The organism is uncultured Draconibacterium sp., assembly GCF_913063105.1.
Classification (GTDB): Bacteria; Bacteroidota; Bacteroidia; order Bacteroidales; family Prolixibacteraceae; genus Draconibacterium.
On record NZ_CAJXYQ010000001.1, the window covers coordinates 422,053 to 446,499 of the forward strand.

General features: G+C 43.8%; 22 protein-coding genes. All 22 read left to right on the forward strand.

Translation table 11 applies throughout. From position 1 onward, the window contains the following. Positions 1 to 53: 53 nt before the first annotated feature. The 22 genes from QZ574_RS01520 to QZ574_RS01625 all read left to right on the forward strand — a co-directional run bounded on the left by QZ574_RS01520 (position 54) and on the right by QZ574_RS01625 (position 24,426). On the forward strand, positions 54 to 2,435 hold the full coding sequence (locus QZ574_RS01520; RefSeq protein WP_297086037.1) for a TonB-dependent receptor: 2,382 nt from the start codon (positions 54 to 56) through the stop codon (positions 2,433 to 2,435). Positions 2,436 to 2,591: 156 nt separating this feature from the next. Then, positions 2,592 to 3,764, forward strand: a complete 1,173-nt coding sequence (locus tag QZ574_RS01525; protein ID WP_297086039.1) for a Gfo/Idh/MocA family oxidoreductase — start codon at positions 2,592 to 2,594, stop codon at positions 3,762 to 3,764. Positions 3,765 to 3,839: 75 nt separating this feature from the next. Beyond that, on the forward strand, positions 3,840 to 4,835 hold the full coding sequence (locus QZ574_RS01530; protein WP_297086040.1) for a sugar phosphate isomerase/epimerase family protein: 996 nt from the start codon (positions 3,840 to 3,842) through the stop codon (positions 4,833 to 4,835). 60 nt (positions 4,836 to 4,895) lie between these two features. Next, positions 4,896 to 5,306, forward strand: coding sequence for a hotdog fold thioesterase (locus tag QZ574_RS01535; RefSeq protein ID WP_297086042.1), 411 nt, complete (start codon positions 4,896 to 4,898; stop codon positions 5,304 to 5,306). Positions 5,307 to 5,438: 132 nt separating this feature from the next. Next, a complete protein-coding gene (locus QZ574_RS01540) occupies positions 5,439 to 6,752 on the forward strand; it encodes a Gfo/Idh/MocA family oxidoreductase (protein WP_297086044.1) in 1,314 nt (437 codons plus the stop codon). A 112-nt stretch (positions 6,753 to 6,864) separates the two neighbouring features. Continuing rightward, complete coding sequence (locus QZ574_RS01545) at positions 6,865 to 7,878, forward strand: adenosine deaminase (protein ID WP_297086046.1); 1,014 nt, start codon at positions 6,865 to 6,867, stop codon at positions 7,876 to 7,878. 68 nt (positions 7,879 to 7,946) lie between these two features. Beyond that, positions 7,947 to 8,522: a lipocalin family protein gene (locus QZ574_RS01550; protein WP_297086048.1), complete on the forward strand. Its 576-nt coding sequence runs from the start codon at positions 7,947 to 7,949 to the stop codon at positions 8,520 to 8,522. Beyond that, positions 8,519 to 8,926, forward strand: coding sequence for a DUF2177 family protein (locus QZ574_RS01555; protein WP_297086050.1), 408 nt, complete (start codon positions 8,519 to 8,521; stop codon positions 8,924 to 8,926). The genes QZ574_RS01550 and QZ574_RS01555 overlap by 4 nt, the downstream gene beginning before the upstream one ends. A 22-nt stretch (positions 8,927 to 8,948) precedes the next feature. After that, complete coding sequence (locus QZ574_RS01560; RefSeq protein ID WP_297086052.1) at positions 8,949 to 9,725, forward strand: DUF1295 domain-containing protein; 777 nt, start codon at positions 8,949 to 8,951, stop codon at positions 9,723 to 9,725. A gap of 57 nt (positions 9,726 to 9,782) precedes the next feature. After that, positions 9,783 to 10,244, forward strand: a complete 462-nt coding sequence (locus QZ574_RS01565) for an SRPBCC family protein (protein WP_297086054.1) — start codon at positions 9,783 to 9,785, stop codon at positions 10,242 to 10,244. Positions 10,245 to 10,261: 17 nt separating this feature from the next. Further along, positions 10,262 to 10,789 carry a CIA30 family protein gene (locus QZ574_RS01570; protein WP_297086056.1) on the forward strand — a complete coding sequence of 176 codons (528 nt, stop codon included), beginning with the start codon at positions 10,262 to 10,264 and terminating at the stop codon, positions 10,787 to 10,789. Positions 10,790 to 11,037: 248 nt separating this feature from the next. Next, a complete protein-coding gene (locus QZ574_RS01575; RefSeq protein WP_297086059.1) occupies positions 11,038 to 12,000 on the forward strand; it encodes a hypothetical protein in 963 nt (320 codons plus the stop codon). An 18-nt stretch (positions 12,001 to 12,018) separates the two neighbouring features. Further along, positions 12,019 to 13,749, forward strand: a complete 1,731-nt coding sequence (locus tag QZ574_RS01580) for a hypothetical protein (protein ID WP_297086060.1) — start codon at positions 12,019 to 12,021, stop codon at positions 13,747 to 13,749. Positions 13,750 to 13,928: 179 nt separating this feature from the next. After that, entirely contained in the window at positions 13,929 to 14,714 is a 786-nt protein-coding gene (locus QZ574_RS01585) for an MBL fold metallo-hydrolase (RefSeq protein WP_297086061.1), read from the forward strand. Between the two features lie 63 nt (positions 14,715 to 14,777). Beyond that, positions 14,778 to 15,965: a hypothetical protein gene (locus QZ574_RS01590; RefSeq protein WP_297086063.1), complete on the forward strand. Its 1,188-nt coding sequence runs from the start codon at positions 14,778 to 14,780 to the stop codon at positions 15,963 to 15,965. 33 nt (positions 15,966 to 15,998) lie between these two features. Further along, positions 15,999 to 16,388 (forward strand): YrdB family protein, encoded by a 390-nt coding sequence (locus QZ574_RS01595; protein WP_297086066.1) that lies wholly within the window; start codon positions 15,999 to 16,001, stop codon positions 16,386 to 16,388. A 213-nt stretch (positions 16,389 to 16,601) separates the two neighbouring features. Then, positions 16,602 to 17,714, forward strand: coding sequence for an acyltransferase family protein (locus QZ574_RS01600; RefSeq protein ID WP_297086068.1), 1,113 nt, complete (start codon positions 16,602 to 16,604; stop codon positions 17,712 to 17,714). A gap of 134 nt (positions 17,715 to 17,848) precedes the next feature. Beyond that, positions 17,849 to 19,138, forward strand: coding sequence for a PQQ-binding-like beta-propeller repeat protein (locus QZ574_RS01605; protein WP_297086070.1), 1,290 nt, complete (start codon positions 17,849 to 17,851; stop codon positions 19,136 to 19,138). Between the two features lie 419 nt (positions 19,139 to 19,557). Then, positions 19,558 to 19,896, forward strand: coding sequence for a hypothetical protein (locus tag QZ574_RS01610; RefSeq protein WP_297086072.1), 339 nt, complete (start codon positions 19,558 to 19,560; stop codon positions 19,894 to 19,896). 51 nt (positions 19,897 to 19,947) lie between these two features. Then, a complete protein-coding gene (locus QZ574_RS01615; protein WP_297086076.1) occupies positions 19,948 to 20,703 on the forward strand; it encodes an N-formylglutamate amidohydrolase in 756 nt (251 codons plus the stop codon). Positions 20,704 to 21,185: 482 nt separating this feature from the next. Next, positions 21,186 to 23,300 (forward strand): tetratricopeptide repeat-containing sensor histidine kinase, encoded by a 2,115-nt coding sequence (locus QZ574_RS01620; RefSeq protein WP_297086078.1) that lies wholly within the window; start codon positions 21,186 to 21,188, stop codon positions 23,298 to 23,300. A 151-nt stretch (positions 23,301 to 23,451) separates the two neighbouring features. Continuing rightward, positions 23,452 to 24,426 (forward strand): tocopherol cyclase family protein, encoded by a 975-nt coding sequence (locus QZ574_RS01625; RefSeq protein ID WP_297086084.1) that lies wholly within the window; start codon positions 23,452 to 23,454, stop codon positions 24,424 to 24,426. The last annotated feature ends 21 nt before the right edge of the window (positions 24,427 to 24,447 follow it).

Consider the following 24,447-nt stretch of genomic DNA (forward strand, 5'->3'; position numbering starts at 1 on the left):
ATAGTGCCGGTTATTGTTTAGCTTTGTAAAACAAAAGTTAAACAGAACAGGAAATGAAGAGATTAATAATACTATTACTAATATTAAAACTGTCATCGGTTCTTGTAGCACAAAATGCCTCGTTAACCGGTAAGGTGGTTGACGCGGTAAGCAACGAACCTTTGCCCTTTGTAAACATTTTGGTTTCGGGCACAAATAATGGTACGGTAAGCGATGAGAACGGTCATTTTGAGTTTCGGAATTTAACCCCGGGATTTATTCGTATTGAAGCCAGTTTTGTGGGCTACAAAAAAGCCATTTCGGCCGAAGTGGAGGTAAACAATGCCAGTACACATTTTATCGAAATTTTAATGGATAAATCAGTGTCGGAGCTGGATGAGGTAACGGTTAAAGCTTCGCCTTTCAGAAAAACAGTGGAAAGTCCGGTATCGTTGCGAACAATTGGCATTGGCGAAATTGAAAAAAGCCCCGGCGCTAATCGTGATATCTCAAAAGTTATTCAGTCGTTTCCCGGTGTACAATCTACTCCGGCCTATCGAAATGACATTATTATCCGTGGTGGTGGCCCGTCGGAAAGTCGGTTTTACCTTGATGGGGTTGAAGTTCCTTTCATCAACCATTTTGCCACCCAGGGGGCATCCGGAGGGCCGGTGGGTATACTTAATGCCGATTTTATTCGCGAAGTAAATTATTATTCCGGTGCTTTTCCGGCCAACCGCGGAAACGCTTTGAGTGGCGTGATGGAGTTTAACCAGATTGATGGGAACGAAGACAAAATTAATTTTCGCGGAACCCTGGGTGCCTCTGAAATTGCTGCAACACTGGACGGACCAATTGGCGAAAAAACAAATTTTGTTTTTTCGGTGCGGCAATCCTACCTGCAATTTTTATTTAGTGCACTTGAGCTGCCCTTTTTACCCACCTTTACCGATATGCAATTTAAGTTGCGTACCCGTTTTGATAAAAGAAATGAGTTAACCATTATTGGTTTGGGGGCCAATGATTTGTTTGAACTCAACGAAGACATTGAGAACCCGGACGATGAGCAAAAATACATTCTGAGCCAGATTCCGGTAAACGAACAGTGGACTTACACCCTGGGAGCAGTGTATAAACATTACCGCGATAATAGCTACCAAACATTTGTGGTAAGTCGTAGCCATTTAAACAATGGAGCCTACAAATACCTTGAAAACGACGAAAGTTCGGAGGAGAACAAAATTCTGGATTACAATTCGGAAGAGGTGGAAAACAAATTGCGTTTCGAAAATACCTCGCGCATGGATGGTTTTAAGCTTAATTTTGGTGCCAACCTCGATTTTGTTACTTATACCAACAACACGCAAACACGGCGTTTTTTGGGCGGTCAGCCGGTGGATATCAGCTACAACACCGATTTAAACCTGGTAAAATACGGGCTGTTTGCGCAACTTAGCAGGTCTGTTTTTAACGAGCGTCTGGCGCTGTCGATTGGTGTTCGTGCCGATGCCAATAACTACTCATCAAGCATGAATAATTTGCTCGACCAGTTTTCGCCCCGATTTTCTGCCGCCTACAGCCTTACCGATAAGTGGAGCCTTAATTTTAATACCGGGCGCTACTACCAGTTGCCGGCCTACACTTCGCTTGGATACAAGGAAAACGACGAATTGGTAAATAAATCAAATAATTTGAAATACATCGCTGTTAACCACTTAATTGGTGGGATAGAATTCAGGCCTCAATCGGCTGTACTGTTCTCGGCCGAGGCTTTTTGGAAGGGATATTCCGATTATCCGTTTTCTGTTAACGATCAGATTAGTTTAGCCAATAAAGGAGCTGATTTTGGTGTGGTGGGCGATGAAGAAGTGCTTTCAATTTCGGAAGGAAGGGCTTATGGTGCCGAGTTTCAAACCCGAATAAACGCTACAAAAGGATTTAATTTTAACCTCTCGTATACGCTGGTGCGTAGTGAGTTTAAAGATGCCAGCGATACCTATATTCCTTCAAGCTGGGACTCGGAACACCTGATTACTTTAACCACCACAAAAGATTTGAAGCGCAACTGGCGTATTGGAGCGCGCTGGCGATTTGTGGGAGGACTACCATATACGCCGTGGGATCTGGAAAAATCGGCCTTGGTTGAAGCCTGGGACTTGCAAGGCGGCCCGTATTATGATTACAGCCAGTTAAATGCCAAAAGGTTTGATCCCTTTCATCAATTGGATTTACGCGTGGATAAATCGTATTACCTCAACAAAATTACCGCTAAGTTTTATCTCGATATTCAAAACCTGTACAATTTTCAGGCACAGGAAAACGATATTATTGTGAGAGCTGAAGACGCCAATGGAAATTTTATTACCGTTGATAACGGAACACGCTACGTTCTTAACCAAATCGAGAGTAAATCAGGAACAGTATTGCCAACCATCGGAATAATTATTGAATTCTAAGCTTTTAATTTTGCGTTTTATCACTTTGTAAACTCGGTGTAAACAGAATAGAACATATCAGAACTCCAAACAGGTTTTTGTTGCTTCCTAAAAAAAGAGTTGCTAATTTTAACGGCAACAAATTTTTAGATTAAATCAACTAAAACGTAATAAATCATGATGAATCGAAAACTTCGAATGGGAATGGTTGGTGGAGGAACCGATGCATTTATTGGAGCAATTCACCGCCTGGCAGCTTTAATGGATAACCAGATTGAACTGGTTTGTGGCTGCTTCAGCGTAAATCCCGAAATTTCAAAAGAATCGGGTAAACAATATTTTTTGCCTGAAAACCGCGTTTACGAAAGCTACGACGAGATGTTTGAAAAAGAAGCACAACTTCCGGAAGGTGAACGAATGGATTTTGTATCGATCGTTACACCAAATTTTGTGCATTTCGATCCGGCTATGAAAGCTTTGGACAAGGGGTTTAATGTAGTGCTCGACAAACCCATTACTTTTACCCTCGATGAAGCTTTGCGGCTAAAAGAAAAGCTGGATGAAACCGGTTTAACTTTTGCCTTAACACATACTTACTCAGGATATCCGGCGGTTAAACAAGCCAAACAAATGGTTACCGAAGGCCGTTTTGGAAAAATCAGAAAGATATTTGTGGAATATCCGCAAGGCTGGCTGTCATCAAAACTGGAAGATACCGGTAATGCACAGGCCAGCTGGCGTACCGATCCAAAACGTTCGGGTAAAGCCGGCTGTATGGGCGATATTGGTACACACGCCCATCATTTGGCCGAATACATTACCGGCCTAAAAGTAACCGAGCTTTGTGCCGATTTAAATGTGTTTGTTCCCAACCGTTTGCTTGACGACGATGGCGCGGCTTTCCTTCGTTTTGATAACGGAGCACAGGGCGTTTTAATGGCTACCCAAATTGCTGCCGGCGAAGAAAACGGAGTGAAAATTCGTGCCTATGGCGAAAAAGGTGGTTTTGAGTGGTTGCAACACGAGCCTAACACTTTACTGTTAAAATGGGTAGACCAACCCATGCAGGTTATGCGCGTTGGAACAAGTATGGATACAGCTATTGCTGCGCACAACACGCGTACGCCGGGTGGACACCCCGAGGGCTACCTTGAGGCATTTGCCAATATTTACCGGAATTTTGCACTTACCGTTCGGGCCAAGGCAAATGGTGATGAACTTACAGCCGAAATGCTCGATTTTCCGGGTGTTGAAGATGGTATCCGCGGTATGCAGTTTATTGATACTGTAGTTAGCGCCGGCTATAACGACGAGGTAAAGTGGGTGAAATTTGGCGAGATGATCGATTAAAAAGTTTGAAGTGGCGAGCCCGAAGCAAAAGGCTCTGCTTTGAACAATAAACTTTAAATTCAAAAACTTTTAAATATGGCTAGACCAGTAACACTTTTTACCGGACAATGGGCCGACCTACCCATTGAAACCATCTGCCAAAAGGCAAAAGATTTTGGCTACGATGGCGTTGAGCTTTGTACCTGGGGCAACCACATGGAAATTGCAAAAGCCGACCAGGCTTACTGCGATGACAGAAAAGCATTACTCGATAAATACGGGCTGCAATTGTTTTCCATTTCTACCCACCTGGACGGACAGTGTGTTTGCGACCCTATCGATCAGCGACACAAAAGCATTGCCAGCCCTCATGTCTGGGGCGACGGCGATCCGGAAGGGGTACGCCAGCGCGCTGCTGAAGAGATGGTAAAAACCGCTGAAGCTGCCAAGCGTTTAGGCTTAAGCGTGGTAAACGGATTTACAGGAAGCCCCATTTGGCATCTTCTGTATTCTTTTCCACCAGTACCACCCGAAATGATTGAAGAAGGTTATGCTGATTTTGCCCGTCGCTGGAAACCTATTTTAGATGAGTATCAGAGTTTGGGGGTAAAATTTGCGCTTGAAGTGCATCCAACCGAGATTGCTTTTGATATTCATTCGGCACACAAAGCTCTGCAGGCCCTGGATAACCATCCTGCTTTCGGGTTTAATTACGATCCCAGTCACTTTGGCTACCAGCATGTAGATTATGTGCGGTTTATTTATGAATTTGCCGATCGTATTTTTCATGTGCACATGAAAGATGCTTATTGGAGCGATGTACCAACAGCTGTTGGTGTTTTTGGCGGACACATGGATTTTGGTGACAACCGTCGTTACTGGAATTTCCGGAGCCTGGGTCGTGGAAAAATTAACTTCGAAAACATTATTCGTGCGCTAAACGATATTGGCTATAACGGACCGCTTTCTGTTGAATGGGAAGACAGTGGCATGGATCGGGAAGCCGGTGCAACTGAAGCCTGTGCCTTTGTAAAAAAGGTTGACTTTGCGCCTTCGAATGTGGCTTTTGATGATGCAATGCAAAAAGATTAACAACACCACAATAACAAGCCGGAAGTTAACAGTACTTCCGGCTTTGTATTTTTTATACCCATGGCATTAAACTATAAAAAAACGTTTGAGCAGGATGTTTTTGCAAAAAATAACGGAATAGAGCTGGTAGAAGCTGCTCCCGGTTATGCTCAAGCACAAATGGAAGTTAGCAGTACCCATTACAATTCGGTGGGCATTGTACATGGTGGTGCCTTATTTACCCTTGCCGATTTTGCCTTTGCTGTTGCTTCTAATTCGCATGGAAGGGTGGCCCTGGCAATTGATGCCGAGATATCGTTTTTTAAAGCCACCACAAAAGGCACATTAACAGCCACAGCCACAGAAATAGCGCTAAACGGTAAACTTGGAACTTATTTGGTTGAAATTACTAACGAGGCAAAGGAACCCATTGCTCATTTTAAGGGTACGGTTTACCGTAAAAAAGACCAGGTTTTATTTGAAGAGAGTTAATCTGAAAAAGAAAAACCAGGGTTAAAAAGGAATACTAAAAATTATTCTACAACTTTAAGGTCGATTTTGTTAACGAAGTTTTTCGAAGCAACAATCAGCTTAAAATTATTTTCTTATACCAACTAAATTGTAATGACAAATAGAAGAAATTTCATTAAAACATCAGCTATGGCAACCGCCGGTGTAGGTTTGGCAACCAGTATGCCATTAGCAATGGAATCATGCTCTGGTGCAAACGACAAACTGGTTTGTGGGGTAATCGGAGCAAAAGGAATGGGCTTTAGTGATTTAAAAGCTTTTTTAAACCAGAAGAATACCGAGTGCGCAGCTATTTGCGATGTGGACGAAAACATTTTAAACAAACGTATTGCCGACGTAGAAAAAATTCAGGGAACCAAACCAAAGGGTTTTAAAGATTTCAGGAAACTGCTTGAAGAGCCCGGTATTGACGTAATAATTATTGGTACCCCCGACCATTGGCATTGTTTACCATTTGTTTATGCGGCGCAGGAAGGTAAGCATGTTTACTGCGAAAAACCGCTGGCCAACTACATTGAAGAGATTAATATTATGGAGCGTGCCTGGCAACGTTACGGTACCATAGCACAGGTGGGGCAGTGGCAGCGCAGCGATAAGCACTGGAAAGATGCTGTTGACTTTGTGTACTCCGGAGCTCTCGGAAAAATTCGTACCGTTCGTTGCTGGTCGTATCAGGGATGGATGAAATCGATTCCGGTTATGCCCGACTCTGCTGTACCCGAAGGAGTGGATTACGATATGTGGCTGGGGCCGGCAAAAGCAAGGCCTTTCAACCCTAACCGTTTCCATTTTAACTTCAGGTGGTTTTGGGATTATGCCGGCGGTTTAATGACCGATTGGGGCGTACACATTATCGATTATGGTCTATATGGAATGAAAGCAAAAGCACCAAAATCAGTAATGGCAATGGGTGGTAAATTTGCCTACCCCGACGATGCCTGCGAAACACCCGACAGTATGCAGGCCTTGTACGAATTTGACGATTATACCTTGCTTTGGGATCATGGTCTGGGAATTGACGGCGGTTACTACGGACGCAGTCACGGCGTGGGTTTTGTTGGCAACAACGGCACGCTGGTGGTTGACCGCCAGGGGTGGGAAGTAATACCCGAAGGTGGAAAAAATCCGAAAATGGAACGTGTGGAGTTGAAAAAAGGAGATGGACAGGGATTAAACAACCACATGGCCGATTTTATTAAGTGTATTAAAAAAGACGACCAGAATACCAATTGTAATGTGGGTATTGCAGCCAATACGGCAAGAGTAGCTCATCTGGGAAATATGGCATTAAAAACCGGGCAACGCTTGTATTGGGATGCCGAAAACAGCCGCTTTATTGATAACGATGCAGCGAACGCCTTACTGGTTCCTACCTACCGGGCACCCTGGGAATTACCAAAAGTATAAATAGACATCTTTATATAATTGAAGAAGCAGGCTCATTTCGGGTCTGCTTTTTTTACCCAATCATTTGTATGGTAACTGGCGGTATACCTATCTTTGAAAAAAACAGAACAAAATGGAATTCAGCAAGCAATTTGAATTGATAAATACCATTCCCAAGGCCGAGCTTCATGTACACATTGAAGGGACTTTTGAGCCAGAACTGATGTTTTCAATTGCCGAAAGAAATGCTATTCGTTTAAAATACAATTCGGTTGAAGATCTGCGGGCAGCCTATAATTTTAATAACCTGCAGGAATTTCTGGATATTTATTATGCCGGAGCATTTGTGCTTTTACACGAGCAGGATTTTTACGACCTTACCATGGCTTACCTGAAAAAGTGCCACGAGGAAAAAGTGGTACATACCGAAATCTTTTTCGACCCGCAAACACATACCGACCGCGGTGTTCCGTTGGAGCTGATTGTTAACGGTATACTGCAGGCCTGTATCGATGCACGTAACCAGTGGGGAATAAGCTACCGACTTATTCCAAATTTTTTACGCCACCTGAGTGAAGAGGAAGCCATTAAAACCTTTAATGAAGCATTAAAATTTGGTGAGCTTTTTACCGCTTTCGGACTCGACTCGAGTGAGGTGGGCCACCCTCCTGTAAAGTTTAAAAAAGTGTTTGATATGGTACGTGCCGAAGGCTTTAAAACCGTTGCTCATGCCGGAGAAGAAGGACCGGCCCAAAATGTGTGGGATGCCATGCAGTTATTACAGGTTTCGCGTATCGACCATGGGGTACGCTCGATTGACGACCCCAAATTGCTTGAAGAACTGGCCAGGAAAAAAATGCCGCTTACCGTTTGCCCACTATCCAACCTGAAGTTAAAAGTGGTAGACGATATGGCCGAGCATCCGCTAAAACAACTGCTCGATAACAACATTGTGGCTACCGTAAATTCCGACGATCCGGCCTATTTTGGCGGGTATTTAAATGCCAACTTTCAGGCAGTTACCACAGCCCTGAACTTGAGTTGTGATGACATTATTACGCTGGCAGCCAACTCGTTTAAGGCAAGTTTTCTTCCGGAAGAAAAAATACAACTTTGGTTAAATAAAATATCTCATCTAAAATTCTAAACCAATAATAAGGAAGTCACCAAAACATTTTGTTTAACTAATTTGTTGTTTAAATTAAACAAAACGAAATGTTTAAACAAAAATTGATTTCAAAACGCTGGCTGCTTTCTGCTTTTCTTATTAGCCTGCTAACAAGCGGGTTATTTTCGGGTTGTGCAGGGCAAAAGCAAACAGTTGATAAGTCGGTGGTTGATAAGCTTGACCTTGCTAAATACCTGGGTACCTGGTACGAAATAGCCCGTTTCGATCATCGTTTTGAACGTGGCCTGGTGGGTGTAACTGCTAATTATGCCATACGTCCTGATGGAAAAATAAAGGTGGTAAACAGCGGATATAAACAGGCACTTGATGGTGAATACACAGAAGCCATAGGAAAAGCTAAAATTCCGGATCCGGCAAATGAACCGGCTAAGTTAAAGGTCTCCTTTTTCTGGATATTTTACGCCGATTACTATGTGCTGGAGCTGGATGACGATTATGAATGGGCAGTAATTGGCAGTAGTTCCGATAAATACCTTTGGATATTAAGTCGATCGCCTCAGCTTGAGGAAGCAGTTTACAACGAACTTCTTCAGCGGATTGAGCAGCGGGGATACGACACTTCGAAACTGATAGAAGTGGAACAAAAAAATACAGCATCATGAATGTAAAAACAGTACTATTCAGTTATTTGCTTACCCTTGTTGCATTTTTAGCCATCGATTTGCTGTGGCTGGGTATTGTGGCCAAAAATCTTTACCACAAATACCTTGGCAGTTTTTTAAGCGAACAGGTAAACTGGACAGCTGCCATTATTTTTTACCTGCTTTTTGTAGCCGGTATTCTCATTTTTGCGGTGGTTCCGGCACTAAACAAACAATCTGTTCAGCATGCCCTGATAATGGGGGCACTGTTTGGGTTTTTTACCTATGCCACTTACGATCTTACCAACCTGGCAACCCTTAAAGGATGGCCTTTGCCTATTGTTATTATTGATATTACCTGGGGCACTGTGCTTTCGGCATCGGTAGCTTTTTGCGGATATTACTTAAGCCGGTGGATTAGCTGATAAACGAACTGGAGGAATAAACATGATGACTTTTTTTGCAAATGCAGCGCTTATTATTCTGGCTTTTGTTAGCCTGTTGTGGCTCATCAGCATCTTTCTGGTAAATGTTAGTATTATCGATATTTTTTGGGGCTTTGCTTATGTGCTGGTCAACTCCTCTTATTTTTTTCAGCTAAGCGAATGGCATCTGCGTAACATTGTTTTGCTGGTATTGGTAAGCTTGTGGGGCATTCGGCTAAGCCTGCACCTTGCCTGGCGAAACTGGGGAAAAGGCGAGGACTTTCGTTACCGCGAATTCAGAAGAAAATATGGAGAACAACGCTATTGGTGGATTAGTTTTTTTCAAACCTTTTTGTTGCAGGGGGCCTTGGTTATGCTTATTTCCTTACCGCTTTTGGCGGCACAATACAATACGGCAAATTCGCAATTAAATGGGTTTGATTACCTCGGTATTGCTTTCTGGTTGCTTGGTTTTGTTTTTGAAAGTGGCGGCGATTTGCAACTGGCAATGTTTAAAAGAAAACCGAAAAACAAAGGAAAACTGCTAACTACCGGCTTTTGGCGGTACACCCGACATCCGAATTACTTTGGCGATGCTGCCGTTTGGTGGGGCTTTGCTTTTTTTAGCTTAGCGGCTGATGCCTACTGGCCAATAGTGGGAGCAGTAATAATGACCTGGCTGCTGCTAAAAATTTCGGGGGTGGCTTTGCTCGAAAAAACACTGGTTAGCACCAAACCCGGGTACCGCGAATACATGGAAAAAACCAGTGCTTTTATACCTTGGTTTCCGAAAAAGTAAAGTTACCGGCTGAGCTTTTTTTAAAACAACTTTTTTAAAACGAAAAAAAATGAAATTATGGCATTCTATCAATTTAAACGCGAACAGCACATAAAAAGTAACATCAGTAGGGTGTGGGATTTTATTTCAATGCCACAAAACCTAAAACGTATTACACCCGCTTATATGGGTTTTGATATTAAAACACCCGATTTGCCCGATGCCGTTTACCCGGGAATGATAATTGCCTACACCGTGCGCCCGCTTTTCGGTATACCCACCACCTGGGTAACCGAAATAACACACGTGGTTCCGCAACAATATTTTGTAGACGAGCAACGCGTTGGCCCCTACAAACTATGGCACCACGAACACCACATAAAACCTAAAGACGATGGTGTGCTTATGACCGACATTGTAAGTTACAGTCCGCCAGTGGGTGCGTTGGGGCGCATAGCCAATACCCTGGTAATCCGCCAAAAACTAAACGAAATATTCGATTATCGCACAAAAGCTTTTGATGAAATTTTTACAGGATAAATTAATCAAGTATAAACATGGCAACAATCATAGGACTTCTTTTATTTTCAGCGCTAAACCAAACCATGCTTTTTAATTTTTCAGAAACAAGCGATGCCACCGGCTGGCAGGTGGTAAACGATGATGTTATGGGAGGAAAATCAGAAGCTTCGTTTTTTTTAACCGATGCAGGCAGCGCGGTTTTTCAGGGCAGGGTTTCGCTCGAAAATTATGGGGGATTTTCTTCACTGCGCTACAATTTAAATTCGGTAAACACTCAGGGCTACAGCAAAGTTGTAGTGCATTTAAAGGGCGATGGCAAAAAATACCAGCTGCGAATTCGTGAGAAAGAAAGCGACTACTTTTCGTATATCAGCACCTTTCAAACAACAGGAGATTGGGAGAAAATTGAAGTGCCCCTGAATACCATGTTTCCGTCTTTCAGGGGGAGAAAATTAGCGCTTCCCAATTATTCGGGCGATTCGATGGTGGAAATAACCTTTTTAATTGCCAACAAAAAGGCAGAATCTTTCCGGCTCGAATTAAAAAAGGCCTGGCTGGATTAGAAAATACAATCCGGTTATTGTAGTTTACAATAAATTTTATTGCCACTTGCTGCCCATGGCAAGTGCAGGTAGCTGCCTTTTTTTAATCGGTATCTCTTGTTATTTATATTCAGTCAAAATTGATTTTATGATAACCGAATGAAGGCCTTACAAATGCTCTTATTTCAAATAATCTCTTAGATTTGTCGTTCAAAGCAGGTCTGGCTAACCCAAATATTTATTGATAACTAATAAAGATTATTAACCGTATGAACCGATTAATCTGTGCCACGACCTTACTCCTAAGTATGCTTATCAGTAATGTCGCTTTTTCTCAAAACCGAATCGTATTAAACAGTGGCGATACGATCAAATGTAACATCAGTAAGGAAACCAAAAACTACCTTTTTATTCAGCAAGATGTGAAAGGAGTGCTTACCAAAGGAAAGATCCCAAAAGCGGAAGTGCGTGAGTGGTCGTACGTTCAGCCCGACAACCGTACTGAGCAAGGCGATATGGTGCTGTCGGCTATCAATACGGAAATAGAATCCGGAGTATATGCAGACGATAGTATAAAACCGGGCCCCATAAATAAAATGCGCGCATCGTTTACCGGCGGAATGGGGTATTTGCTTGGCGATACCAAACCGGCCGTAGAGAATTTACAATCGATGGGTGTTAGCAAACAGCTGGCCGACGATTACTATAAGCAGCTAAAAATGGGCATGCAACTCAAAGCCTCCCTGTACTTTTACCTGCTAAAAGACTATTGGCTGGGAGCTGTTTACAATGGTTTTTACAGCCAGGCATCAGTTACCACTTCAATGCAAATGGATGAGGTAAACATGTATTATGGCGAACTAAGCGAACACTATTTTGTAAATTTTGCAGGTCTTTCGTTTTATTCGGAAGGACGTTACGGAAAACAGCAAAAAATCGGATTGAATTCTTCACTTACCCTCGGACCGGCATTTTATCGCGATGAGGCCGAGATGCTTAACGAGCAGGTGCTGATAAAAAGTACCACCTTTGGAATGCACACCACGCTGGGTTTTGAATATTACATAAAACCCAAGCTGAGCCTGACAAGCGAAGCCGGATTATTTTTGGCTAATGTAAAAAAGCTCAACATCGAAACCTTAAACGGTACGCAGGAAGTAGCGCTCGACAAGGACAATTACGAAAACCTGAGCCGTCTTGATTTTTCAGTAGGATTGGTTTTTTATTGGTAATACCCTAAACAAAAAAACATGAAAAAAAATACAGGATTTTATAAAAGTTGTTTAGCAATCGTTTGGCTATTAGCAATAAACGTATTGGTAGCTTGTAATTTTAATTTTCCGGAAGAGAACCAGGAACAGGTTTTTACCACCGATGTGCAAAACCATTTTGACACCGGAACTACAAGCGGAGTTATTCAGTTCAACCTGTCGGGGTCGGATAATGGAAAATTTCGTGTAGTGGTGTATCCGCAATGGCTCGGGATAAAAACGTTTGAAGGGAATTTATCTAATGGCAACTGTACTATTCCTTTTGATTTTAAAAACGTAAACGACTTTATGGTTGACGGAAGAGCAGAGGGATATTTGTTTGTGAAACTTGGCGATGCCGGGGTATTCCGGATTACAGTAAGCTACGGAAAAACCACTGCCGAACAGCCGCCGGTTGAAGGTCAGGAACCATTGTATTGCAGCACTGCCGAAATTGACTTTGGAACAGAAGACAACCGGAGCTTCTCTATTGCCAATTACGGATCGGTTGATAAATACTGGTATATTGAGAATATACCGGAGTGGCTCGAGCTGTCTCCTGCATCCGGAACATTGTATGGTGGCGAAACAAAAGATATTTACTGCACCGTAAATCGTGGCGAAATGACGCCGGGCGATTATTCGCAAATTATTAATATCGAATCCAACAACCCACAACTGTCGCACGGTGTCCGAATAAACATGACCGTTGCCGCAAGCGATGATCCGGTAAACTCGAAATCGTTAACCTGGTTTGATGGGGAATTGAAAGACGCGTATTACCATAAAACCACCGATGTGCTTTACCTTTTAACCCGCTCGCCCAATAAGCTATTGGTAAAAACTACCGGCAGTACCGAATTTAATGCCTACGATCTGGAACGGGTACCTTACTGTATTGATGTAAGCGAAGATGGTAAAATGCTTGTAATTGGCTACAACCAGGCTTATGTTGATGTGTGGAATGCCGAAACACTACAGCGCGAAAAGCTGATTGAAACCGATTGTGTACCCTACGATGTGGCCTTGGGAGAAAACGGTTGGTGCTACCTGGCACCCGACGAAGATCAGCATGTGCATCTTTACAGCCTGAACCTGGAAACTGGGGTAACTTTCCGCTCCACCTCGTCGGTAGCGCTTTACGAAAAATCGGTGCTGCGAAAAATCCCGGGTAAACCACTGATTTATATTACACGTCCGCAATTGTCGCCCACAGGCCTGTTAATTGCAAATATTGAAAAAGGTGCGGCCAACGATACCATTCCTTCGTGGCACGAAAGTATTGGCAAGGATTTTTGGTTTACGCCCGACCTGAATGCTTTGATTGGCGCCAATAAAGTCGTCTTTCGTACACCGGCTTATACTACCCAGTCGGTGCACGGGCAGGAGCTTTCGCGCCTAGGAACTATCGAAATTCCACGCAACTCCATTCAAAGTCTGGATTACAACCAAAAGCTGGAAACCTATTTTGTGGTGGGCTCAGATTATTGGTGGGCACCGGATGCTGCCGAAACCATTTACCAGGTGGATGCCGTAAGCTATTCAGCAGTAAAATCGTTTAAAGTTAGCACTTATCCCGGCTACCTGAATAACCAGAATAACCCCGATATGGATGTGCATTTCCTTTTCACCAATTTAGCAGGCACCGAGTTGTATGCACTTAAAAATGTAGACCGCACCCTGGAAATGAATAAATGGGCGCTTGAAATTTTTAGTTTGCCGCTCGAATAATTCAGGAGTAAAAAAATAGTTTGAAAAATCCGGTTCTGAAAGCAACCGGATTTTTTTTTGCTTTCAGCCTTAACAAAGTTATTGTAGCTTGCTTATTTTGTTGTAACCCAAACCTCTAACTTGATTTCCCGTAAAAACATCTGTAATTTTATGGTGCTAAACGATTTAAATAAACTGTCATGTCAAAAATCAACACTTTCTTCGCAGGCTTTCTGCTTGTTTTTTTAATGGCCTGCGGATCAAAACACAACGCTCCTGTTCAGGTGCTAAGTCAGAAAACCGGGGTTATTGCCACCAATTCTTACCTTTTGTATGACGAAGCCAGCAAAGAGGCGGCATTAATCGATCCGGGCGATACCATTCCGGCCCTGTTACAACATATAAAAAAGGAAAAGCTGCAACTCCGTTATATCCTGATTACCCATTGTCACCCCGATCATATTTTTGGATTTTCAACCATAAACCTGCGCGAAAAATTCCCACAAGCCAAAGTGGTTTATTCGGTTGAAGAGTGTGAAGACATGTTTAAAATTGTGGCCAAATGGAAAGAGGCCTATCCCGATGCCGTTTCGGAAGAAATACAGAAAAGCCCCGAATTTTTAAAACTTTTTACCATGGATTACCAGCGCATCGGAAAACCGGATATTTATGTAGAAGATCAGCAAAAACTTCCGCTGGGAAAAGCTGAAATTACAGCCATAAAAACACCCGGACATGCACGCGGAAGTGTTTCTTATTACGTAGATAATTTTCTGTTTTCGGGCGACGAACTTATCTACCATGCCGTGGGGGGCACTACCTCTTCGCCGGTGGCTTCCTTTCAAACACAGGTAAAATCCATAAGAAAACTATACAGCCTCTTGCCCGACGAAACCATCGTTTATCCCGGACATGGCCGGTCGACAACCATTGGCGAAGAAAAAAAGCATAATGCCAATATATCTGCAAACAGGGCCGTGCAATAAAAAGTAATCAACTTTGATTTGTGCTGCCATTTACTTAATTTGACAAGCACAAATAGTACCAGTATGAAGCAGATTTTTCTGTATGGATTTTGTAGCTTGTTTTTACTTCTGCTTTTTGAAAGCGAGGTAGTACAGGCGCAACAAACTGATACCATTGCAGCCGATACCAGCCTGGTTGAAAAGTTTCTTGGTTTGTTTGAAGAAGCCGACGCCGGCGACATACCCGAGATGAAACGCTCGCGCAAACAACAGGTTGATGAGCTGTTAAAAGCCATTCTTGAAGAACCCGGGAAATTACAGTTTAGCGGGGTGGCCACCACTTCGTTGCAGGTGCCGCTGGTAAACGATCCTACCTGGAAAGGCGTGGGCTCGTTTGATATTTTTGCCTACGTAAGTTTTGGTGCCAACGCTTTGTTGTTTTTTGATTTGGAAGCCGGAGGAGGCCAGGGGCCTGATGCGCTAATCCCTAATATCTCAGGGCTGAATGCCGATGCCGGCGGAGGCGATGGCAAAGGGCAAAACCTTACCGTACTGGAAGCATGGACCGAGTTTAAAATGTTTCAGGAAATATTTACCGTAACTTTTGGTAAAATAGATCCCACCAACTATTTCGATAATAACCTGCATGCCAACGACGAAACCTCGCAGTTTATCAGTGGGGTTTTTGTGAATAATCCGGTTCTGCCAGTGGGTTTAAACAGTCCGGGCATACACTTTCGAACCACTTTTTTAAAACGTTTTTACATTCAATACGGGCATTTTATGGCCGATCCCGATTCGCCCGATATAATGAAAAACCACCTGAAGCTTTTGGAAACAGGGCTAAAAGTTTTTCGCGGGTCGGGCTGGGAAGCGAATTTACGTGTGTTTGGGCACGAGCAGCCACTTGCCAATCACACCCGCGGCTATGGCTTGTCGTTTGATCAGCTGATTGCCAATAACTTTAGCATTTTTGCCCGTTATGGCGAAAACAGCAACGAACTGGCCGGGTGGCAGGGCATAAAAAAAGCATGGAGTGGGGGTATTGGTTTTCAGAAAACCGTGCTGCAGCGCGAGTTTAAAATTGGTTTGGCCTATGCCGAAACATGGGCCTGGCAAGCCGATAATCCTGAAAAACTGGCCGAATTTTACTTTAGCACCCAGCTAAACAAGTGGGTGTTTGTAACACCCAACGCGCAGTGGTTGCAGTCGTACCTGCCCGAAGTGGGTGAACATTTCCTGGCGGGCCTGCGTATTAATTTCAGCTATTAGCTGGGCGAAAAGGCCATAAAATTTTCACAGCCTATGCATAAACATCCGGTAAATCTTGCACTTCGTTTTTTTCTTGAAATTGCAGCACTTGTTGCCATGGGAAAATGGGGCTGGCAGCTTACCAACACCTGGCACAAATACCTCTTGGCGTTGGCAGTGCCGTTGTTGGCTGCTCTTATTTGGGGAGTGTTTGCAGTACCCAACGATCCCAGCCGCTCGGGAAAAGCACCAGTGCCGGTTAGTGGGGCAGTACGTTTGCTTATCGAGCTGCTGTTTTTTGCCCTGGCAGGTGCAGTACTGTTTCAAATGGAATATATTTTGGCGGCAGCAATACTGGCAATAGCCACGCTGGTACATTACCTGCTTTCTTACCAGCGTGTGCGCTGGCTTCTCAGGCAAAAAGCCGGGCAAAACAGGAGTTGATTTGCGGAACCGCTGCGCGCTATTCACAGCTGTTTCAAGGGTGTATTTACCCGATTAATCTCTGCTTGGTCTATTGTTTGTCCTTTTATTTCAACTACTTATCGAAATAATTTTGTGTTCTTAATGATCCGGGTAAATTTTGTTGACTGTAAAGAAAAACTGAAAATCATTTTTTGAGTCAATAAGCCATAAAAACTAAAAACAACATGTCCTATGTCATCAACATCGCGCCTTTTTTATATCGATAACCTGCGTATTTTTTTAATAAGTCTGTTGGTGCTGCTTCACCTGAATATTACCTATGGTGCCCCCGGCGACTGGTACTACAACGAGTCGGAAGCCGGTTTTCCCGAAATAATTGTACAAACCATGTTTAACATGACCAACCAGGCTTTTTTTATGGGCCTGTTCTTTTTTATTTCGGCCTATTTTACCGCTGCGTCCATACAACGTAAAACAAGCGGCCGGTTTTTAAAAGACCGCCTGGTTCGTTTGGGTATTCCCTTGCTCGTCTTCTATTTTTTACTGAATCCGTTAACCAATTTTATTCATTACAACCTTATCAAACACGAAGCGGTAACATTTCTCGAATTTTTAGGAAATCAGCGTGCACGCGGTTTTGGCCCACTGTGGTTTGTTGAAACACTGTTGCTGTTTACAATGCTCTACTTGCCCATAAGTAAGATGAAATGGAAAATTAAAATGGCCTGGCCCGGAACGGGAAAACTGGTTTTGGCCGCCCTGGGAATGGGCCTGGCACAATACCTTATTCGCATTTGGTTGCCTGTTGGGTGGAGTATGCCTTACACCGGATTTCAGTTTCCGTTTTTTGTGCAATACATTGTAATGCTGGTTACGGGTGTTCTGGCCTATAATAACAATTGGCTGGATGCCATAAGTTTTAAAAATGCATTGCGATGGTTTGTTTTTGCTCAGTTAATGATTTGGCTGGTATTGCCCGTTATTCTATATGTTGGAGGGAAAAACGGAGGTGTTGAAACATTTATGGGGAGTGGCAGCTGGCAGAGTTTTGCCTGGGCAATTTGGGAACAGCTGGTTGGCGTTGCCATGATAATAGGGCTGTTAGGATTGGCAAAACGCTACTGGAATAAACAAGGGAATGTAGCGCGGCAATTGTCAGGTAGTGCCTATGGTGTTTTTATTTTTCATGCGCCGATAATTGTAGGCGTTAGCGCCCTTTTTGTGAGTTGGCAAAACATAAATCAGTTGCTGAAATTTATGGTGGTGGCTCCGCTTGCCCTGTTGGTTTGTTTTGTGTTTGCGTGGCTGATAAAACAAATTCCGGGTATAAAAAAAGTAATTTAGTATTGCATTATACATACAAACGGAAGAGAACTGCTATTACTGCTGTGGTGTGATTAACAATGCATTAACCTCTGTTCGGGTGTTGTAGCGTTACTTTTTTACTATTTTTGAAAAAAACCATAAAAAATCTCATCATGTTAAATCGACTGGTTCTAGCCTTACTTACCCTTGTTGTATTCAGCTGTTCGCAGCAAAAAGAAAATAACTGGCCACAATACCTTGGCCCCGACAGAAATGCCACCATAAGCGATGCCGGTATTTTGCGCCAATGGCCCGAAAGCGGCCCGGCAAAAGTATGGGAATTTCCGCTCGGACCGGGGTATGGAGGAGCAGCTGTTTTCGACGGCGAAGTGTTTGTTCTCGACCGTATTAAAGGCGAAAGCGATGTGTTACGCTGCATCGATCTCGAAACAGGTGCCGAGAAATGGAACTACAGCTACGAAGCCAAAGGCGAATTGCCTTATCCGGGTTCGCGGGCCGTACCTGTTGTCGACGAAAATTATGTGTGGTGTGTTGGCCCGCATGGTCATTTTCACTGTATCGATAAAAAAACACAGCAGGCCGTTTGGATGCAAAACCTACTAAGCGATTACGGAGGCGAACTAAATACCTGGGGCTTTTCCGTATCGCCAATTGTAAGCGGCAATCTGGTAATTGTATCGCCACAGGGCGAAACTGCCGGGGTGGTGGCCTACAACAAAACCAGTGGCGAAGTAGTTTGGGAAAGTCGCCGCCTTAGCGGTTACCGTTTTCATGTGTCGCCGGTGTTGGGCAACTACGGCGGTGTAGAGCAGGTTATAATGACCAGCTCGTGTGTAAAAGGCGATGGTTTTACTACCGACGAAGTGGTGGCCTTTGAAGTAAAAACCGGAAAAGAACTGTGGAGCTACAAAGGTTTTGACTCTTTTGCCTGTATCGCTCCTCCGGTAGCAGTTGACGATAAACACCTGCTGCTCACCTCCTGTGCCTACAAAGATCGGTACGACCCGGTTACCATTCTGCTGGAAGTAAATAACGATGGTGAAATTTATCGTTTTAACGAGCTGTTCCGCAACGAAGAAGCGGGCTGCAAAATGCATCCTCCCTTAGTGATTGGCCAGCATATCTACCTGAATAACAACCGCCGGGTAAACGAAATGGTGTGTTTAAACTGGCAGGGCGAACGCTGCTGGCCCGAAAAATCAACACCGGGTTTCGAGTTGGGTTCTATTGTTATGGTTGACGGAATGCTCATCAATCAAAATGGTAAAAACGGCGACCTGCACCTGATTGAGCCAACACCCGAAGGCTATAAAGAAGTGGGTAAAGCCTCGTTTTTTACCGCTGAAAAATCACAGGCCTGGTCACCAATGGCTTTTGCCAACGGTAAACTGCTGGCCCGCGACAACGAAAAACTGGTTTGTGTGGAGTTGAAGGAAAGCTAGTTTATAACCACAATAAAATCCAGCGGCATCTTCTCTATTCCCCCGTGTTTGCAGCCACCGACAGCAAGTTTTGGTGCTTCCAGTTTTATTGAACATATTTGCAATGTATCATGAATCCCGATTTTATCGGGATACCAACCGAGCAAGCATAGCCACGGTGGTTGAGTGTTATAACACACCTGCTCTTGACGGCCCAGGTTCTGTTCTTTTGCTTTTTATCATCGTTAAAAAATCGTTTGCAGAACGCTGCTATGCGCTGATTTTTGCCTTGTTAAAAAACAAAACTACTTCAACTTAACCGTCATTTCAGGTATGTAATCACACGAGTATGCGGACAGTCTGTCAAAAACAATTGCCATTCAGACATTTTTCCGACAATACATGATGCACAAGGTTTAACTATATAAAATTTGTGCCTTATGAAAGAGAGTAATTCTAACTGGATCAACAAACTTGAAAAACACGACCAGTTATTTAAGATGAGATTTAAACTTTTGAATTCTGAAGCATATCCACTTAATATCAGAACCTGGGAAAAAGTGGATAACGTTAGCTTAAAGGAATTTCTTCTTGGCGAAGAAAACAGATTGCCATTGTTCGTTCAAACCATGTTCGATACTTTTCCAAAAAACATAAGGCTTGCACAGGGACAATACTTTGCTGTTTTGATAAAATTTCTGAGTGGCAATGTTATTGCCTTAGCTATTTATCAAAAAGATGCTCTGCGGGATAAACGAATTCATTGGATAGCTAATTAGCGGAATTAAAAAGAACAAATCAATCCCTTACAATCCAATAACAAAACAAAAATGAAACAACTTATTCTCCATATTCCCCACGCTTCCACTTATATCCCCGACTTCACAGGCTACTTAATAAATAGTGAAGCTTTACAGGCAGAAATTCAAAAACTAACCGACTGGTACACCGACGAGCTGTTTAGCAACAAACTGGATGAGGCGGTGATAGCGCCATTCTCACGGGTGTTTTGCGATGTGGAACGGTTTACCGATGATTTGCTTGAACCCATGGCGAAATCCGGAATGGGAGTATTGTATGAAAAAACCGATGAGGGAAAGCCAATGCGACAGGTGAGTGCCGGTTTACGCTACGAGGTAGTGGAAAAGTATTACAACCTGCACCACCAACGATTAACTGAAACTGTTGAAAAGCAACTGGCCAGATACAACAGTGCTTTGCTTATCGACTGCCATTCGTTTCCTGATATTCCGCTTAAACGCGACCTTGACCAAAATACCCGGCGCCCCGATTTTAACCTTGGCACTGATTCATTTCATACCCCATCCCAACTTGCACACCTTGCCAGGCAGTTTTTTACGGAACGGGGTTTTAGCGTTGAAATTAATCGTCCGTATGCCGGAACACTGGTACCCTTGCAATGGTATCATGCCGACAAACGTGTGTACTCGCTAATGCTGGAAGTAAACCGCCGTCTTTACCTTCAATCCGGAACGAACAAAAGAAACAGTAATTATAAAAAGGTGCAGGCGGTGGTGCAGCAATTTCTTGACCATTTAAGAAATGGCAACTGCTACCAGGAATAATTCGTTGACGGGGTGGTATAGCTACACCACCTCCCCACTGATTCCGTTGCACTGCATCAGCGGTACTCCTCCTGGCAGGAGGAGAAATTAATACATCCCAATTTTATCCATTATAATAACAGATAAGCCAGTGCACGAACATTTCCCCTCCATAAAATCAGATATTCCATATTGTTTCCCCCATTTGGGGGAAATGTCAGGGTAAGGCACTGGCGCTGGCCGACAAAGGGGGGCAGGAGGGGGGTACCGCGTTTACAGCGGTGGGGTGGTGAATTGGAACAATTGCCTCAAATCATTAACTCTTATCTGTCCCACGTTTGCAACGAGGGGCGGAGGGAGAGTGCAGTGACCGAAGTAATCTTTATAGCTCCACCATGCAAACCAGGGGCAGATGAGCTATGTCCCGCTCTCCTTGAGGTTTGCTTGTTAACAATAAGATTAGGAATCGATTATTTTTTACCTATTTTTAAAAGGTATTCCGAATGGATACGCTTGTTTTAAGAAGTGATAAGCCTATGGTAAGTTGTGAGATATTGGGGAAGAAATGGTTTTTTGTAAGCTTTTTGTTAGTTGTTTTTCAGCTGGCAGGAAAACCCCGGAATTTACCCCCGCAAACAGTAAAACACCTCGCTACCTTAAACGACACCGAAAAAATTGATTACCTGGCCAATTTATGCTGGACCCTGCGCGGTCAGGAAAACGAAAACGCCATACTTTACGGGCAATACGCCCTGCACCTGGCCGACAGCCTGAACATGCAGGCGCAGGTAGCCCGCATTAGCAACTACCTGGGTGTTAATATGCTGTATTTCCGCTACGATACCAAACAGGCCTGGCATTATTTTCGCGATGCACTTGACCACAGCATTAAAGCACAAGACAGTATACAAATGGGTTTTGCGCACGACAATATGGGCTACCTCTACCTTATTCACGGCGACGAAAACAATGCCTATACCCACGAAAAAATTGCCGAAGAATTGTTTGCCCGCCTCAACGACGAACAAGGGCTGGCCTACATTTATACCAATCTTGGCCTCGTTCATCAGGCGCGTAAAGAGTATAAAGATGCCATGGACTATTTTCTTCGCGCCAGGGCGATTCACCTGAAAAACAATAACCAATCCGGCACGGCAGCCATACTCTATTGTATGGGCGAAAATTACATCCTTCAGCAACAGCCCGATTCGGCGCTTAGCTATTTTCACGAACAATTAACCATTTCAGAAAAAGAAAAAAATAAAAAATACATTGCACAAGCTTTAAAAGGCATGGGCGAAGTGCACTACCAGCAACAAAATTATACCGAAGCTTTAAGCGTATTAAACCGGGCTATGGAGCTGGCTATGGCCGAAAACGATAACCTGCTGCTTATAGGGATGTACACAAATAAAGCCCTGATTTATGCTAAAACAGGTTTCCCGCAACTGGGCGAAATAGAATTGCAGAAGGCCCTTGAGCTGGCTGGCCGGCTACAGCTGCCAAAAGAAATTTTCAACATCGGACAGGCCTATACCGAATTATATGCCTCCACTGGTTTTAACGAGTACTCGGCTGCCACCTATAACCAACTTTTCGAGCGCTACAATCAGCTGTACGATCAGCTGCAGAAAGAGACCATTATCAACGAAAATCAACATTTTGAAACGCTGCAGGCACTTAAAGAAATGGAACAGGCAGCGCTTAATGATAAAAAACTGCATAAATCGTATGTGGTTATTCTGGTATTAGTCCTGCTTCTGTTGCTGGCATTTATCTGGCTGTCGTATTCAACACGGCAACTAAACGAACAACTCCGGCAAAGCAACAGTAACATGGTTGCCGAGGTTAAACAAAAAGAGCAGGCTTTGCACGAGCTCGAAAAATCAGAAATGGAATTGAAAGCCAGTATCAACACCAAAGACAAGCTGTTCTCCATTATCAGCCACGACCTGCGAAGCCCTTTTAATGCCATACTGGGCCTTTCAAGAATGTTGCACGAAGAAGAGGACAAGACCGATAAGCAAGAGCAAAAACAAATTACCGAAAACCTGCTTAACGCCGCCGAAAATGCCTATAATATGCTCGATAACCTCTTGATTTGGGCAGCAACACAAACGCAGCGTATTCGTTTTTCGCCCGGGCTGTTATCGGTTAAAAGTATGGTAAACGATAGTATATCGTTGCTATTGCTGGCAGCAAAAGATAAAAATATTAGTGTACACCAACAGTCGGATACCGATTACCAGGTGCTTGCCGACCGCGAAATGCTGAAAATTATTTTACGCAACCTGTTATCGAATGCCATAAAATTTACCCCCGACCAGGGTGAAATTTGGGTAAGCTGGCAGCCGGTGCCCGAAAAAGAGCTGCTGAGTATTTCAGTGCAGGACACGGGAATAGGGATAAGCCCTGAAGCCCAAAAACAGCTTTTTAAACCCGATGGTGTTAAATCGGTGCCCGGTACCCGCAACGAAAAAGGAACAGGGCTGGGCCTGCAGTTGTGTAAAGAGTTTGTTGAAAGACAGGGCGGCACGCTCCACCTCGAAAGCCAGCCCGGTAAAGGCAGTACTTTTTCGTTTACGCTGCCCTGCTCCGGTGCCGAAAATCTAAATTAATCGCTTCCCCCTCAGCCTTGCACAAGAGGGATTCAGCATGTCCAAAGGGCTTTGTCTGTATGCAAGAAGCTTTATAGAAAGTTGCTACGGAAGTAAATAAGTTACAAATCGCGATCAAAAGATTTTCTTGCTACCTTTAAGCAGCATGCGCATGATAAAACAATTACAAGCATTATTTCGTCCCGAGCGTTACCACGGCTGGCGGCGCAGCAAACGGTATTTCGAAGGCTGGTACTACAAAGCCGTTTCGGCCGGCGGGAAGGAGGCTTTTGCTTTTATTCCCGGAATAGCTATGGATGAGCAGGGCGAACAACATGCTTTTATTCAGGTGCTCGATGGAAAGGCGCAAACAGCTGAATACATTTCCTTTCCGGCCAATATTTTTTCTGCCGCATCCGCTTCTTTTCAAATCCGTATTGGCGATAGCAAATTTACGGGCAACAGCATAAAGCTGGCCCTCAACGATTATTCCGGAACGCTGCAGTTTAAAAATACGGTTCCCTGGCCCAACAGGTGGTATTCGCCCGGAATTATGGGGCCTTATACTTTTGTTCCTTTTATGGAGTGCTACCACGGTATTGTAAGTATGGATCATGCGCTGGAAGGGACCTTAAAAATTCGGGGCAGATCCATCGATTTTAGCGGCGGACGCGGTTACATCGAAAAAGACTGGGGGCACTCTTTTCCATCGGCGTATTTCTGGATGCAGTCGAACCACTTTGCGCACCCCGGCATTTCCTTTAAAGTATCGGTGGCCAAAATTCCCTGGCTGCGGAGTTCGTTTGTGGGCTTTATTGCCGGATTGTATGTTAAGGGCAGTTTATTCGAATTTACCACCTACAACGGCACACAACTGTTACGGTCAATGGCCGATAAAAAGCAGGTGAAATTGCTGATGGAAAACAAAAAATACCGCCTCGAAGTAGTGGCACACCGCGATCAGGCTACCGAACTGGCCTCACCGCTTTCCGGAATAATGGACGGCCGTATCAGCGAAAGCATGACTTCAGCAATTGAAATTACGCTCAGCGATAAAAAAAGCGGCAACGTCCTTTTTAGCGACACCGGCCGTAATGCTGCCCTCGAAGTGGCGGGGAAAATTGAAGAAATTACGCTTGAAGGATAAAAAACTACATGAAGTAAAACC